The sequence below is a fragment of the Streptomyces spinoverrucosus genome (genome assembly GCF_006539505.1).
Classification (GTDB): Bacteria; Actinomycetota; Actinomycetes; order Streptomycetales; family Streptomycetaceae; genus Streptomyces; species Streptomyces spinoverrucosus.
Map to the genome: position 1 here is coordinate 21,824 of NZ_BJND01000015.1, position 14,108 is coordinate 35,931.

Annotated in this window: 13 protein-coding genes and 1 pseudogene; 8 read left to right on the plus strand and 6 right to left on the minus strand. The window is 71.6% G+C overall.

Going from position 1 to position 14,108, the window contains the following annotated elements; genetic code table 11:
• Window positions 1-138: 138 nt before the first annotated feature.
• A complete protein-coding gene (locus SSP24_RS10045; RefSeq protein ID WP_141309110.1) occupies window positions 139-414 on the plus strand; it encodes a GlsB/YeaQ/YmgE family stress response membrane protein in 276 nt (91 codons plus the stop codon).
• A gap of 85 nt (window positions 415-499) precedes the next feature.
• Here SSP24_RS10045 and tyrS read toward each other — a convergent pair whose 3' ends face one another.
• The 3 genes from tyrS to SSP24_RS10060 are packed head-to-tail and all read right to left on the minus strand — an operon-like array spanning window position 500 to window position 4,743.
• Window positions 500-1,768 (minus strand): tyrosine--tRNA ligase, encoded by a 1,269-nt coding sequence (tyrS, locus tag SSP24_RS10050; RefSeq protein ID WP_141309112.1) that lies wholly within the window; start codon window positions 1,766-1,768, stop codon window positions 500-502.
• Window positions 1,769-1,825: 57 nt separating this feature from the next.
• On the minus strand, window positions 1,826-3,223 hold the full coding sequence (locus tag SSP24_RS10055; protein WP_141309114.1) for a metallopeptidase TldD-related protein: 1,398 nt from the start codon (window positions 3,221-3,223) through the stop codon (window positions 1,826-1,828).
• On the minus strand, window positions 3,220-4,743 hold the full coding sequence (locus SSP24_RS10060) for a TldD/PmbA family protein (protein WP_141309116.1): 1,524 nt from the start codon (window positions 4,741-4,743) through the stop codon (window positions 3,220-3,222). The genes SSP24_RS10055 and SSP24_RS10060 overlap by 4 nt, the downstream gene beginning before the upstream one ends.
• Before the next feature lie 241 nt (window positions 4,744-4,984).
• Here SSP24_RS10060 and fabG point away from each other — a divergent pair, with 241 nt between their 5' ends.
• The 3 genes from fabG to SSP24_RS10075 all read left to right on the plus strand — a co-directional run bounded on the left by fabG (window position 4,985) and on the right by SSP24_RS10075 (window position 7,047).
• Window positions 4,985-5,704, plus strand: coding sequence for a 3-oxoacyl-[acyl-carrier-protein] reductase (gene fabG, locus SSP24_RS10065; RefSeq protein WP_141309118.1), 720 nt, complete (start codon window positions 4,985-4,987; stop codon window positions 5,702-5,704).
• A gap of 5 nt (window positions 5,705-5,709) precedes the next feature.
• The gene (gene fabI, locus SSP24_RS10070) at window positions 5,710-6,477 is read left to right on the plus strand and encodes an enoyl-ACP reductase FabI (RefSeq protein ID WP_141309120.1); all 768 of its coding nucleotides are present in this window, start codon (window positions 5,710-5,712) and stop codon (window positions 6,475-6,477) included.
• A 216-nt stretch (window positions 6,478-6,693) separates the two neighbouring features.
• The gene (locus tag SSP24_RS10075) at window positions 6,694-7,047 is read left to right on the plus strand and encodes a hypothetical protein (RefSeq protein WP_141309122.1); all 354 of its coding nucleotides are present in this window, start codon (window positions 6,694-6,696) and stop codon (window positions 7,045-7,047) included.
• On the opposite strand, the gene SSP24_RS10080 is transcribed toward SSP24_RS10075, so the two are convergent.
• Window positions 7,022-7,717: a FadR/GntR family transcriptional regulator gene (locus tag SSP24_RS10080; RefSeq protein WP_141309124.1), complete on the minus strand. Its 696-nt coding sequence runs from the start codon at window positions 7,715-7,717 to the stop codon at window positions 7,022-7,024. The genes SSP24_RS10075 and SSP24_RS10080 overlap by 26 nt on opposite strands.
• 82 nt (window positions 7,718-7,799) lie before the next feature.
• On the opposite strand from SSP24_RS10080, the gene SSP24_RS10085 reads away from it, so the two are divergent.
• The 4 genes from SSP24_RS10085 (at window position 7,800) to SSP24_RS10100 (ending at window position 10,293) form a co-directional block, all read left to right on the plus strand.
• Complete coding sequence (locus tag SSP24_RS10085) at window positions 7,800-9,164, plus strand: CynX/NimT family MFS transporter (protein ID WP_373306657.1); 1,365 nt, start codon at window positions 7,800-7,802, stop codon at window positions 9,162-9,164.
• A 43-nt stretch (window positions 9,165-9,207) separates the two neighbouring features.
• On the plus strand, window positions 9,208-9,324 hold the full coding sequence (locus SSP24_RS44880) for an SGM_5486 family transporter-associated protein (RefSeq protein ID WP_141309129.1): 117 nt from the start codon (window positions 9,208-9,210) through the stop codon (window positions 9,322-9,324).
• A 177-nt stretch (window positions 9,325-9,501) separates the two neighbouring features.
• Entirely contained in the window at window positions 9,502-9,708 is a 207-nt protein-coding gene (locus SSP24_RS10095; RefSeq protein ID WP_141309131.1) for a hypothetical protein, read from the plus strand.
• Between the two features lie 66 nt (window positions 9,709-9,774).
• The gene (locus tag SSP24_RS10100; protein WP_141309133.1) at window positions 9,775-10,293 is read left to right on the plus strand and encodes a SixA phosphatase family protein; all 519 of its coding nucleotides are present in this window, start codon (window positions 9,775-9,777) and stop codon (window positions 10,291-10,293) included.
• A 68-nt stretch (window positions 10,294-10,361) separates the two neighbouring features.
• Here the strand turns inward: SSP24_RS10100 and serB are convergent, their stop codons facing one another.
• On the minus strand, window positions 10,362-11,570 hold the full coding sequence (gene serB / locus SSP24_RS10105) for a phosphoserine phosphatase SerB (RefSeq protein WP_141309135.1): 1,209 nt from the start codon (window positions 11,568-11,570) through the stop codon (window positions 10,362-10,364).
• A gap of 566 nt (window positions 11,571-12,136) precedes the next feature.
• Window positions 12,137-14,035, minus strand: a pseudogene (locus SSP24_RS10110) (streptophobe family protein); the annotation flags it as partial.
• Between the last annotated feature and the right edge of the window lie 73 nt (window positions 14,036-14,108).

A 14,108-nucleotide genomic window follows, 5' to 3' on the forward strand; every position in this document is an offset into this window, starting at 1 on the left:
CCCACGAGACCGGGTCCCCCTCCTGCCTGGGCGAACGCCGTCGGACGTCGCGCGTACGGCCGTACCCGACATGCGCCGAACGGCCGAGGGGCCGAGACTGGGTGTAATGCTCACGTCGAGCCGTACGAGGAGGCAGCCATGGGTTGGTTGTGGGCGATCATCGTGGGATTCGTGCTGGGTCTGATCGCCAAGGCGGTCATCCCGGGCAAGCAGCACATCCCGCTCTGGCTGACCACCATTCTGGGCATGATCGGCGCCATCGCCGGCAACGCCATCGCCCGGGGCTTCGGGGTCGCCGAGACGGCCGGCATCGACTGGAGCCGTCACATCTTCCAGCTCGTGGCCGCGATCATCCTCGTCTTCCTGGGCGACATGGCGTACATGCAGCTCAGGGGCGGCAAGCGACGCGCCTGAGACGACGCACGACGCACGACGTACGACGAACGGGGCGGTCTCCGCTGTCGGGAGAGCCGCCCCGCTCGCACTTCGGTACGTCCGCTCAGGCGCCCGTGACCTCGACCGCCGCCAGGTTCTTCTTGCCGCGGCGCAGCACCAGCCAGCGCCCGTGCAGCAGGTCCTCCTTGGCCGGAACGGCGTCCTCGGAGCCGACCTTCGCGTTGTTCACGTAGGCGCCGCCCTCCTTCACCGTGCGGCGTGCCGCCGACTTGCTCGGCACCAGGCCGACCTCGGCGAACAGGTCCACCACCGGCGCCGGCTCGGCGACCTGGATGTGCGGCACCTCGGACAGGGCCGCCGCCAGCGTCCGCTCGTCCAGCTCGGCCAGCTCACCCTGCCCGAAGAGGGCCTTCGACGCGGCGATCACGGCGGCCGTCTGGTCGGCGCCGTGCACCAGCGTCGTCAGCTCCTCGGCCAGCGCGCGCTGCGCCGCACGCGCCTGCGGACGCTCCTCCGTCTGCCTCTCCAGCTCCTCCAGTTCCTCACGGGACTTGAAGGACAGGATCCGCATATACGTCGAGATGTCCCGGTCGTCCACGTTCAGCCAGAACTGGTAGAACGCGTACGGCGTCGTCATCTCCGGGTCCAGCCAGACGGCGCCGCCCTCGGTCTTGCCGAACTTGGTGCCGTCCGCCTTGGTCATCAGCGGCGTCGCCAGCGCGTGCACGTTGGCGTGCGGCTCCAGCTTGTGGATCAGGTCCAGACCGGCCGTGAGGTTGCCCCACTGGTCGCTGCCGCCCTGCTGGAGCGTGCAGCCGTAGCGCCGGTAGAGCTGCAGGAAGTCCATGCCCTGCAGGATCTGGTAGCTGAACTCGGTGTAGCTGATGCCCTCGGAGGACTCCAGGCGCCGGGCGACGGAGTCCTTCGTCAGCATCTTGTTGACGCGGAAGTGCTTGCCGATGTCCCGCAGGAACTCGATCGCGGAAAGGTTCGCCGTCCAGTCGAGGTTGTTGACCATCACGGCCGCGTTCTCACCCTCGAAGGACAGGAACGGCTCGATCTGGCGGCGCAGCTTCTCGACCCAGCCGGCGACCGTCTCCGGGTCGTTCAGCGTGCGCTCCGCCGTGGGGCGCGGATCGCCGATCAGGCCCGTCGCGCCGCCCACCAGCGCCAGCGGCCGGTGACCGGCCTGCTGGAGCCGGCGCACGGTGAGCACCTGCACCAGGTGCCCCACATGCAGGGACGGCGCGGTCGGGTCGAAGCCGCAATAGAACGTGACGGGACCGTCCGCGAGCGCCTTGCGCAGTGCTTCCTCATCGGTGGAGAGGGCGAACAGCCCACGCCACTTGAGCTCGTCGACGATGTCCGTCACGGTTCTCGTGTCTCCTTGGATGATCTTCGGGCCGTCGGGTGACCGCCGCCTACGAGGTTATACGCCCCGACTGACAGAACTCATATTGAAATCCGGGATCCGCAGCGGCGGCATCGCGGCCCTGGTGAACCAGTCGCTCCACTCCCGGGGCAGCGTCTTCTCCGTGCGCCCGGCCTCGACGGCCCGGCCCAGCAGCCCGACCGGCGACTCGTTGAACCGGAAGTTGTTCACCTCGCCGGTGACCTCCCCGTTCTCGACGAGGTAGACGCCGTCCCGGGTCAGGCCGGTCAGCAGCAGCGTCGCCGGGTCGACCTCGCGGATGTACCACAGGCAGGTCAGCAGCAGCCCGCGCTCGGTGCTCGCGACCATCTCGTCCAGGGAGCGGCCCTCGCCCCCGTTCTCCAGGATCAGATTGTCGATCCCCGGCGCCAGCGGCAGCCCGGTCAGCCCCGCGCTGTGCCGACTGGTGAGCAGATGCCTCAGCTCACCCTCGGCCACCCACTCCGTCGGCGTCAGCGGCAGACCGTTGTCGAACACCGACGAGTCGCCCCCGGAGGAATGCGCGAGCACGAAGGGCGCGGCCTCGAGGCCCGGCTCGTTGGGGTCGCTGCGCAGGGTCAGCGGCAGCTCGGTGAGCCGCTCACCCACGCGCGTGCCGCCGCCCGGCTTGGAGAACACCGTCCGGCCCTCCGCCGCGTCCCGGCCCGACGCCGACCACATCTGGTAGATCAGCAGGTCCGCGACCGCGGTCGGCGGCAGCAGCGTCTCGTACCGCCCGGCGGGCAGCTCCACGCGCCGCTCGGCCCAGCCCAGGCGTACGGCCAGCTCGGCGTCCAGCGCCGCCGGGTCGACGTCCTTGAAGTCCCGTGTCGACCGGCCGGCCCACGCCGAGCGGGTCCTGTCGGGCGACTTGGCGTTCAGTTCCAGCGTCCCGTTCGGCTGGTCGTGCCGCAGCCGCAGCCCCGCCGACGTACCGAGGTAGCTGGAGGTCATCTCGTGGTTGGCGAAGCCGTACAGCTCGCGGCCGCCCGCACGCGCGCGTGCGAACGCCTCACCCAGCGCCGGCGCGAAGTCGGCGAACACGGCGGACGAGGTCTCGGCGGGCGTGTCCGTGAAGTCGGGCGACTCCGGCACGCCCGTCACCAGCGGCTGCGCGTCCTCGGCGGGCCCGGCGCCCCGCGCGGCGGCCTCCGCGGCCCGCACCAGGGGTTCCAGCTCATCCACGGTCACCGCGGACCGCGACACGACACCCGACGCCGTGCCCTCCTTGCCGTCGACGGTCGCCACGACGGTGAGCGTCCGCCCGCGCGTGACGCCGTTCGTGGTCAGCGCGTTGCCCGCCCAGCGCAGGTTGGCGGTCGAATGCTCGTCGGCGATCACGACACAGCCGTCGGCCCGGGACAGCTCCAGGGCCCGCTCGACGATCTCGTGCGGCTTGTGGTTGGGGGCGCTCATCGACCGGCCTCCTGGGTGGTGTTCAGAATGTTGACGCCCCTGAAGAGGGCCGAAGGGCAGCCGTGCGACACGGCCGCCACCTGGCCCGGCTGGGCCTTGCCGCAGTTGAAGGCGCCGCCGAGGACATACGTCTGGGGACCGCCGACGGCCGCCATGGAGCCCCAGAAGTCGGTCGTCGTCGCCTGGTAGGCGACGTCCCGCAGCTGCCCCGCGAGCCGCCCGTTCTCGATCCGGAAGAAACGCTGCCCGGTGAACTGGAAGTTGTAGCGCTGCATGTCGATCGACCAGGACCGGTCACCGACGACGTAGATGCCCCGCTCCACACCCCCGATGAGGTCCTCGGTCGACATCCCGGCCGGATCCGGCTGCAATGACACATTGGCCATCCGCTGCACCGGCACATGCGCGGGGGAGTCGGCGTAGGCGCACCCGTTGGACCGCTCGAACCCGGTCAGCCGGGCGATCCTGCGGTCGAGCTGATAGCCGACGAGGGTGCCGTCCTTGACGAGGTCCCAGGACTGCGCCTGCACGCCCTCGTCGTCGTACCCGATGGTGGCGAGGCCGTGCTCGGCGGTGCGGTCGCCGGTGACGTTCATCAGCTGCGAGCCGTACTTCAGCTTGCCGAGCTGGTCGAAGGTGGCGAAGGAGGTGCCGGCGTAGGCGGCCTCGTAGCCGAGCGCGCGGTCCAGTTCGGTGGCGTGCCCGATGGACTCGTGGATGGTCAGCCACAGGTTGGACGGGTCGACGACGAGGTCGTACAGGCCGGGCTCCACGCTCGGCGCGCGCATCTTCTCGGCGAGCAGATCGGGCAGCTGGGCGAGTTCGGCGTCCCAGTCCCAGCCGGTGCCCGTGAGGTACTCCCAGCCGCGTCCGACGGGCGGTGCGATGGTGCGCATGGAGTCGAACTCCCCGGTCGACTCGTCGACCGACACCGCGGTCAGCTGAGGGTGCAGCCGTACGCGCTGCTGTGTGGTCACGGTCCCGGCGGTGTCGGCGTAGAACTTGTTCTCGTGCACGGTGAGCAGCGAGGCGTCCACATGGTCGACCCCGTCGGCGGCGAGCAGCCGCTCGCTCCACTCGGCCAGGAGCCCCGACTTCTCCTCGTCGGGCACGGTGAACGGATCGATCTCGTACGACGAGATCCACGTCTTGTCGGCATGCACCGGCTCGTCGGCCAGCTCCACTCGCTCGTCCGACCCGGCCGCCTTGATCACCTGCGCGGACAGCTTCGCCATCGCCACGGCCTGGCTCGCCACCCGCGCGGCCGCGTCCATGGTCAGGTCCACACCGGACGCGAACCCCCAGGTCCCGCCGTGCACGACCCGCACCGCGTACCCGAGGTCGGTGGTGTCCGACGACCCGGACGGCTTGCCGTCCCTGAGCCGCCAGGACGCGCTGCGCACCCGCTCCAACCGGAAGTCGGCATGCTCCGCCCCCAGCGCCCGCGCGCGTGCGAGCGCGGCGTCGGCCAGGGCGCGTAGCGGAAGCGCCGTGAAGGCTTCGTCGATGGTATGAGGCACCGAGGGTCTCCCTGCTGTCGTCGCCTGTCGGGTCCGATCATGTCGCGGGAGCGGTCCCGCGGACCACATGTTTCAGTCCGCCGTACGCGACTTTCTGTAGGGATTCGACAGTGGCGCCCCCGCGCCACTGTCGGTGCCCGAATGTCCTGTGGCGTGGGCGGACCGATAGGTTTTCGGTGAAGCCGCCTGTCATCCAGGTGTTCGGGCGGGGGTACCAGACCGCTATCGAAAGGGTGATCCGTTGAGCCGCTCGGTTCTCGTCACCGGAGGCAACCGGGGCATCGGCCTCGCCATCGCCCGCGCTTTCGCCGACGCCGGCGACAAGGTCGCGATCACTTACCGCTCGGGTGAGCCGCCGGCCGCCCTGGCGGAATTGGGCTGCCTCGCCGTCAAGTGCGACATCACCGACCCCGAACAGGTGGAGCAGGCCTACAAGGAGATCGAGGCCGAGCACGGCCCCGTCGAGGTCCTGATCGCCAACGCCGGGATCACCAAGGACCAGCTCCTGATGCGGATGTCCGAGGACGACTTCACCTCGGTCATCGACACCAACCTCACCGGCACCTTCCGGGTCGTCAAGCGCGCCAACCGCGGCATGCTGCGTGCCAAGAAGGGCCGGGTCGTCCTGATCTCGTCGGTGGTCGGGCTGCTCGGCTCGGCGGGTCAGGCGAACTACGCCGCCTCCAAGGCCGCGCTGGTCGGCTTCGCGCGCTCCCTCGCCCGTGAGCTGGGCTCGCGCAACATCACCTTCAACGTCGTCGCGCCGGGCTTCGTCGACACCGACATGACGCAGGCGCTGACCGACGAGCAGCGCGCGAACATCGTGTCGCAGGTGCCGCTCGGCCGGTACGCGCAGCCCGGGGAGATCGCCGCGACGGTGCGGTTCCTCGCCTCGGACGACGCCTCGTACATCACTGGAGCCGTCATCCCCGTAGACGGCGGACTGGGAATGGGTCACTGATCACCATGAGCGGAATTCTCGAGGGCAAGCGCGTCCTGATCACCGGTGTGCTGACGGAGGCCTCCATCGCCTTCCACGCCGCGAAGCTGGCCCAGGAGCAGGGCGCCGAGGTCATCCTCACCGCGTTCCCGCGGCCCACGCTGACCGAGCGCATCGCCAAGAAGCTCCCCAAGCCCACCAAGGTCATCGAGCTCGATGTCACCAACGACGAGCACCTCGGGCGCCTGGCCGACGTCGTCGGCGAGGAGCTCGGCGGTCTGGACGGCGTCGTGCACTCCATCGGCTTCGCGCCGCAGGACGCGCTCGGCGGCAACTTCCTCAACACGCCGTTCGAGTCGGTCGCCACGGCCATGCACGTCTCGGCGTTCTCCCTCAAGTCGCTGACCATGGCTTGCCTGCCGCTGATGCAGAACGGCGGCTCGGTCGTAGGTCTCACCTTCGACGCCCAGTTCGCCTGGCCGCAGTACGACTGGATGGGCCCCGCCAAGGCCGCCCTGGAGGCGACCAACCGCTACATGGCGCGGGACCTCGGCAAGCAGAACATCCGCTGCAACCTCATCTCGGCGGGCCCGCTCGGCTCCATGGCCGCCAAGTCCATCCCGGGCTTCGGCGAGCTGGCCTCCGTGTGGGACAGCCGCTCCCCGCTGGAGTGGGACCTCAAGGACCCGGAGCCGGCCGGCCGCGGTGTCGTCGCCCTGCTGAGCGACTGGTTCCCGAAGACCACGGGCGAGATCATCCACGTGGACGGCGGTCTGCACGCCATCGGCGCCTGACCGATCGATCACCCGGTGATCGATCGGTCACCTGATCCCGGTGATCGCCTGATCACCTGATCACAGCTGATCAAGGGCCCGCATCCGGCTGGGTGCGGGCCCTTGGCGTGTCCCCCGTTCGGCCTATCCGGCCGGGCGGGGCGGGGGGCGACTGGGCACCCTGGAGTACGCGTTCACTACGCGTCCCTCCCCAGCACGGCCGAGGAGGTCCCCCTTGTGCGCCTGTACCGCTGCCTGGCCTCAGTGACCGTCGCCGTGGCTCTCGTCCTGTCCGCGCCGTACGACGCGCTGCCGCACGCGCGCGTGGAGGCTGGGGATGCGAAGGCTCCGCCGCCGTTCGGCGCGGCGTGCCGCACCCGGATCGAGGGCTCCCATGTGGTCGCCCACTGCCACAACCCCTATGTGGACGTCGACCGCGTCCGCCTGCACATCGAGTGCGACCGGTGGTGGGACCTGGACACCGACAGCGCGCCCGTGGACACCGAGCCCGCGATGACCGTGCGCCTGACCGGCCGCTGCTGGAAGGAAGTCCGCTCGGCGTGGATCAGCCACCAGAACCGGGGGAGCTGATCCGGCCAGGGCGGCACTGGAACGGATAGCTCGCCGCCTCCGTCGCCGCCGTCCCGGCGTCGCCCGCGCGGATGGCGTCCAGCAGCCGGCCGTGGTCCATGTACGTCTCGGGGGTCAGCTCCTCGCCGATGTCCTCGCGCAGCCAGTCCCGCAGCACCTCGCCCAGGTCGGCGTGCATCGCGGTCATCACGTCGTTGTGGGAGGCGGCCACGACGGCCAGGTGGAAGGTGGCGTCCGCCGCGACGAATGCCTCCGCGTCACCCGACTCCCAGGCCTCCTCCCGCCGCAGCAGCAGCGCGTCGAGCTGCTTGAGGTCCTTCTCGGTGCGCCGCTCGGCGGCCAGCTTCGCGGCGGCCGACTCCAGCGTGGAGCGCAGCTCGGCGATGTGCCGGGGGTCGGCGCCGGCGAACCGGCGGTGCATCACGCCGGCCAGCTCGCTGGTGGCCACGACGTACGTGCCGGAGCCCTGGCGGATGTCCAGCAGGCCGTTGTGCGCCAGCGCCCGGACGGCCTCACGGACCGTGTTGCGGGCGACCCCGAGCTGCTCGACCAGCTCGGGCTCCGTCGGGATGCGGGAACCGACCGGCCACTCACCCGACGCGATCTGGTTGCGCAGCTCGGCGATGACCTGTTCGGACAGTGCCGAACGGCGGGGATGGCTCAAAGGCATGGCACACCTTCGCACGGGAACGCCGACTGCGGACCGCACCGGGATGGACAACCAATCATCCCATGATTCTATGATGGGCAGCATGGCAAGCGAGGAAACCCGGACGCAGCACCACCCCGACATACGCAGCTCGGCCACGGACGAGCCCCGGAACGCGACGGAAGCCTCGCCCACGCGCGCGTGGAGCCGTACGGCGGCCGGGACGTCACCCGCGCGCGCGTGGACCACGCGCCTGGTCGTCGTCGGCATCGTGCTGTCCGCCCTGAACCTCCGCCCCGCCATCACCAGCCTCGGCGCGCTCCTGGAGGAGGTCCGCGACGGGCTCGGCATGAGCGGCAGCGTGGCCGGACTGCTCACCTCCGTGCCGCCGCTCTGCTTCGCCGTCTTCGGCGTCATGGCACCGCGACTGGCCCGCCGCTTCGGTGCGGGCGCGGTGGTCTGCGCCGGCATGGCGGCCATCACCGCGGGTCTGCTCATACGGCCGTACACGGGCGGCACGGCCGGGTTCCTGGCCGCCAGCGCCCTCGCCCTGATGGGCATCGCGGTCAGCAACGTGCTGATGCCGGTCATCGTCAAGCGCTGGTTCCCGGACCGGGTCGGCTCCATGACCGGCCTGTACTCGATGGCGCTCGCCCTCGGCACCTCCCTCGCGGCCGCGGTGACCGTGCCCATGACCGAGGCGCTGGGCGGCAGTTGGCAGTCGGGCCTCGCCGTATGGGCGGCGCTGGCGGCCGCGGCCGTGCTGCCGTGGCTTCCGTTCGTACGGGACCGAGGGGGCGTACGGGGCGAGGGCCCGGCCTCCGCCGCACAGACGTCCGGACGTGAGCCGCACGCCCGCGGGGAGGCCGCCTCGGCTCCCGCGCTGCGGATCACCCGGAGCCGTACCGCCTGGGCGCTCGCCGTCTTCTTCGGGCTCCAGGCCACCGCCGCGTACATCACGATGGGCTGGATGCCGCAGATCTTCCGCGACGCGGGCGTCCCCGCGGGCACGGCCGGACTGCTCCTCGCCGTCACCATGGTGATGGGCGTGCCGCTGGCCTTCGTCATCCCGCGCCTGGCCACCCGGCTGCCCCAGCAGGGCCCGATCGCGCTCGCGCTGGGCGTCTGCGGACTCGCCGGATACGCCGGGCTGTACCTCGCGCCGGCCGGGGGCGCCTGGGCCTGGGCCGTGCTGCTCGGCGTCTCCAACTGCGCCTTCCCACTGGCCCTCACGATGGTCGGGATGCGGGCGCGCACCGGCGCGGGCGTCGCCCAGCTGTCGGCGTTCGCGCAGAGCACCGGGTATCTGATCTCCATCCCCGGGCCCCTGCTGGTGGGCGTCCTCTACCAGCACAGCGGCGGCTGGGGCCTGCCGCTCGCGCTGATGGCCGCGCTGATGGTCCCCCAGATGGCGGTGGGCCTGCTGGCGGGCCGCAACCGCACGGTGGAGGACGAGGCGGCTCGCTGACCCCCGCGGATCCGGCGCGGGCGCGGAGTGCGAGACTTGCCGTATGCCAGTGCTCGACCCGAACCCCCGCAACGGCCAGAAGAAGATGCTGCTCGTCTTCGGCTCGTTCCTCGCCATCTTCGTGATCATCGCCATCATCGCGTCCATCGCCGCGCCGTGACGGCTTCCCCGCTGCCCTGCGGGCCATGGTGGGGCTAGCCCCACCATCCCCTAGGGGGCGAGGGTCAGGGTCAAGTGGGTGGATCACCGGATGGGTTGGCGGCTCTTGATTCCGTAGCTTCGAAATGTGGCCACAGGACGCGGGCCATCACCGTCGAGGACGACCCACGGAGGCAGCATGTCGGCCAGCACGCACACCCGGCCCCGCCCGGCGACCACGGGCCGTGTCGACAGCCGCCTGCCCTGGTGGGCCCTCGCCCTGCCGACGCTCGCCTTCGTCGTCCTGCTGGCGCTGATTCTGAACCCCTCCGAGGCCCACGCGGCGAGCGGCGAGCCGGCGATCGCCCACCTCGTCGAGCGCGCCCATCAGCTGATATCGCGCTGAGCACGCCCCAAGCCGCCCGTCAACTCCCTGCGCCCCATGGCCTGTTTTCATGCGAAGCTGGATCTCATGAGCGTCGCTGAACCCCGCAGGATTGTCCTCTTCCGGCATGCGAAAGCCGACTGGCCACAGGTGAACGACCACGAGCGGCCGCTCGCCGAGCGGGGCCGCAAGGACGCCGCTGTCGCCGGACGCAAGCTGGCCGACTCCGGCATCACCTTCGACCTGGCCCTCTGCTCCACCGCGACCCGGACCCGAGAGACCTGGAAGCTCGCCGTCCATGAGTTCCCCCAGCGGCCGAAGACCGTCTACGAGGAGCGGATCTACGAGGCCTCGCCCGGCGAGCTGATCGCCGTGCTCAACGAGACTCCCGACGACGCGCAGAACGTCCTGCTGGTCGGCCACAACCCCGGCGTGCAGGGCCTCGCCGAGGTGCTGTCCGGCTCGGCCGACGGCGACGCCCGCGAGCGGTTGAGCCGCCGCGGCTTCCCGGCCGCAGCCTTCGCCGTGCTGTCCTTCACCGGCTCCTGGAAGTCCCTGGAACCGGGCGTGGCCACCCTGCTGGACTACTGGGCCCCGTCCGAGTGACCCACCGCGCACACCAGGGGCCCGGCACCACAGGGCGCCGGGCCTCTCGTAAGCAGCGCGGCTAAGGCTCAGTCGTCCTCGTGCGCGTCCGCCGCCTCGACCTCTTCGCGGGTGACCCCGAGCAGATAGAGGACCGTGTCCAGGAACGGCACGTTCACCGCGGTGTGCGCCGCCTCGCGCACCACCGGCTTGGCGTTGAAGGCGACCCCGAGACCCGCCGAGTTCAGCATGTCGAGGTCATTGGCGCCGTCGCCGATCGCCACCGTCTGCGACAGCGGTACGCCCGCCTCCGCGGCGAACCGGCGCAGCAGCCGGGCCTTGCCCGCCCGGTCCACGATCTCGCCGGTGACCCGGCCGGTCAGCCTGCCGTCGACGATCTCCAGCGTGTTGGCCTGCGCGAAGTCGAGGCCCAGCCGCTCCTTGAGGTCGTCGGTGACCTGGGTGAACCCGCCCGAGACGACGCCCACTTGGTAGCCGAGTCGTTTCAGCGTGCGGATCAGCGTGCGCGCGCCCGGCGTCAGCCGTACCTCGCTGCGGACCTTGTCCACCACCGACGCGTCCAGCCCCTTCAGCAGCGCCACGCGTGCGTGCAGCGACTGCTCGAAGTCCAGTTCCCCGCGCATCGCGGCCGCCGTCACCTCGGCGACCTCCTTCTCGCACCCGGCATGGGCGGCGAACAGCTCGATCACCTCGTCCTGGATGAGGGTCGAGTCCACGTCCATCACGACCAGGCGCTGAGCGCGTCGGTGCAGTCCCGCCGCCACGACCGCCACGTCCACGCCGAGTGCCGCCGCGTCCGTCACCAGGGCGGTGCGCAGCGGCTCGGTCTCCACGCCGGACACCGCGAACTCCACCGCTGTCACCGGGTACTTGGCGAGCCGGAAGATACGGTCGATGTTGCCGCCGGCCTTGGTGATCCGCCCGGCGATCGCGGCCGTCGCCTCGGCGGTGAGCGGATGCCCGAGCACCGTCACCAGGGACCGGCCATGACCGCGCGGCCGGTTGTCGCCGTGGCCGGAGATGATCTCGGCCTGCATTCTCATCGACTCCGCCCAGCTGTGGACGGTCGCCCGCAGCTCGCCCTCCAGGCCCTGGGGCGGCTCGGTCACGAGCGCGCACAGCACAATCCGGCCTCGCGTCACGACCTGCTCGATGTCGACCACGTCGACGGAGTAGGCGGCGAGGGTGTCGAAGAGTCCGGCCGTGATGCCCGGCCTGTCCCTGCCGAAGATCTTGACAAGGAGAGTGGGGGCGTCAGAGGTCTGCGAAGCGCTCATGGTGTTCCCACGGTAACCGGCACCGAGTGCCGATCGCCCCCGAGGTCCGCCTGGCGGACACGGAACACTCAATAACCCTGGATGTCGCTCCGGTGGCGAACGCCTGACAGGTCGGCCACGGCTTCGCCCCACGACCCGCCTCACCGGCCACGCTTCGGCCGCCCCGGAGGTGGCGGGCTCGGAGGTGGCGGCTCCGGCGGGGGCCCAGGAGGCGGCGGGCCGTCCTGCGCTGAAGAGGAACCCGACGGCCGCCTTCCGGACGACGAGGCCCCCGGCGTGCCCCGCGGCCCTCGCGGAGGCGGCGGCTCGAACGGCCGGGCGACGGTCGGGGCGTCGTACACATCGTCGCCACCCGGGGCCTGCCCCGGCGGCTGCGGCCCGTGGTGCTCGGGCGTCTGTTCGGGCGGCTGTGGCCCCTCATGCTCAGCCGCCCGCCCCGGCGGCTGTGGCCCGTCGTGCTGAGGCGTCTGGCCGGGCGGCCGTGGCCAGTCGTACTCACGCGCCTGCCCGGGTGGCCGTGGCCCCTCATGCTCAGCCGCCCGCCCCGGCGGCTGTGGCCCGTCGTGCTGAGGCGTCTGCCCGGGCGGCTGTGGTCCGTCGTGCTCCGGCGTCTGTCCGGGCGGCTGTGGTCCGTCGTGCTCCGGCGCCTGCCCGGGAGGCCGTGGCCAGTCGTACTCACGCGCCTGCCCGGGACGCCGTAACCCGTCGTACTCACGCGCCTGCCCAGGCGGCCGTAGCCCGTCATGCCCACGCGCCGGTGCCGGCGCCCGCAGCCCGTCATGCTCAGCCGCCCACCCCGGCGGCCGTAGGCCCTCGCTCCCGAGCCCTCGCGCATCCCCACCTCCAGCTGCCCCACCCGGCGGCCGAGCATCCTCCGGCTCCCGCACCCCGTCCGGCAGCCGCAGGTACGGATTGGTGTCAGGGTTCGGCGGCCGGTACGGCGTACTCGGCACATACGGCCCAGAGGTCCCCGCATACCCCCGCACCCCCACCGCCACGTCACTGAGTGCCAGCGGAGCCACCCGCCGCCCCGCCGCCCCACTCGCGTACGCCAGCAGCGCCCCGGCGGCCCCCGCTCCCGCGCCCCACAGCGCGCCCAGCAGCAGCGCCATCCCGAGGTGCCCGCGCAACTCGACCCCCGCTCCGAACGCGTCGAACCCCAACACGGACAGCGAGGCATCCACGGACACCTCCGCCAGCCACCCGAGCAGCGGCAACGCCAACGCGGTCACAACCCCCAGCCGCAGCGCACACCGCCCGGCAAAGCCGAGGGCACCCGAACCCCGTACGCCCCCAGCACCAGCCCCCACCGGCGCCCGCACGCCCGCCCCCACGGGAGTGCGCACCGCCTGCAACACCCCCGCCAGCAGCATCATGACCACCGCCGCCACCCCCAGCAGCCACACCCGCCCGTCCAACTCCGCCAGCCGCCCCAGCGTCACCGGCTGGTCCGAGTCGACCAGCAGGTCGTCCAGCGGATCCGGCAGAAAGCGGGTGAGCGCCCCCGACGCCTCCCCGTGCCAGGGCACGAACAGGCCGATGGGAACGCCCAGCCACACCCCGTTCGGCGCGCCCAGCAGCGCCGCCCCCGCGATCCGCCGGGGATGGTCGTCGCCGATCGCCGCGTACGCTGCCGCCGCGAGCCCCGCCGCGACCGCCACCAGGAGCACCGTGACCAGCGCGGACACGGCGGGCCGTACGACCCGGTGCACCGCCTCCCAGCCGCGCGGCAGGGGAGTGCGGCGGGAGGCCAGCAGCGCGATCAGCAGCACCCCGGCGACCCAGCCCAGCCCGCCGAGCAGCGTGGGCGCCGTGTCGACGCTGAAGCCCACCGCCGCCTCCGCGTCGATCAGGTCGCCGACCCGATCGGGCAGCAGCCCTCCGATGTCCCCGACGTCACCCAGCCCGGGAATCTCGATGCCCCCGGAGCCCGAACCGCCGGGCAGGTCGTCGAGGCCGAGCGCGCCCCCGTCGATGGTGATGACGTCGTGCCCGGCCCACGCCAGCCCGCCCAGCGTCGCCACGAACAGCACGACCACCGCGCCCGCGCGCGCGAGGAGTTCGGAGGCCGAGATCACAACTCCCGCCGCCCGCAGGGATCGTAGGAAGAACCAGGACAGAAGAAGCGCGCCGACCAGGCTCACGCCCAATGGCGTGATCTCGACGGCCGTGGTGGCCTCCGCGCCGGTCAGCCCGAAAGCGGACACATCGCCGGACGGCGTCACCGAACCACCCGCCCCAAGGGCCACCACCGCCGCGGTCATCGGCCCCAGCGAACCGGCCGAGTCCGCTTCCAGGAGCCGCAGTCCGAGCGCCGCCGTGCCCGCCATCCCGATCAACGCCCAGCTCACGGCGGCGATCGCGGACAGCAGGATGTCGACCCACGGCAGCCTCGTGCCGTACCCGGCCTTCTCGACGCTCACGGCAGACCCCCCGATCCGCGGCGCGGCGTCACCGCCGCGCATGCCCCCATCGCGTGGGATTACCACTCTCCGGGCCGATTTCAACCCCGTCAACGGCGCACGGGGACGCGCCCGT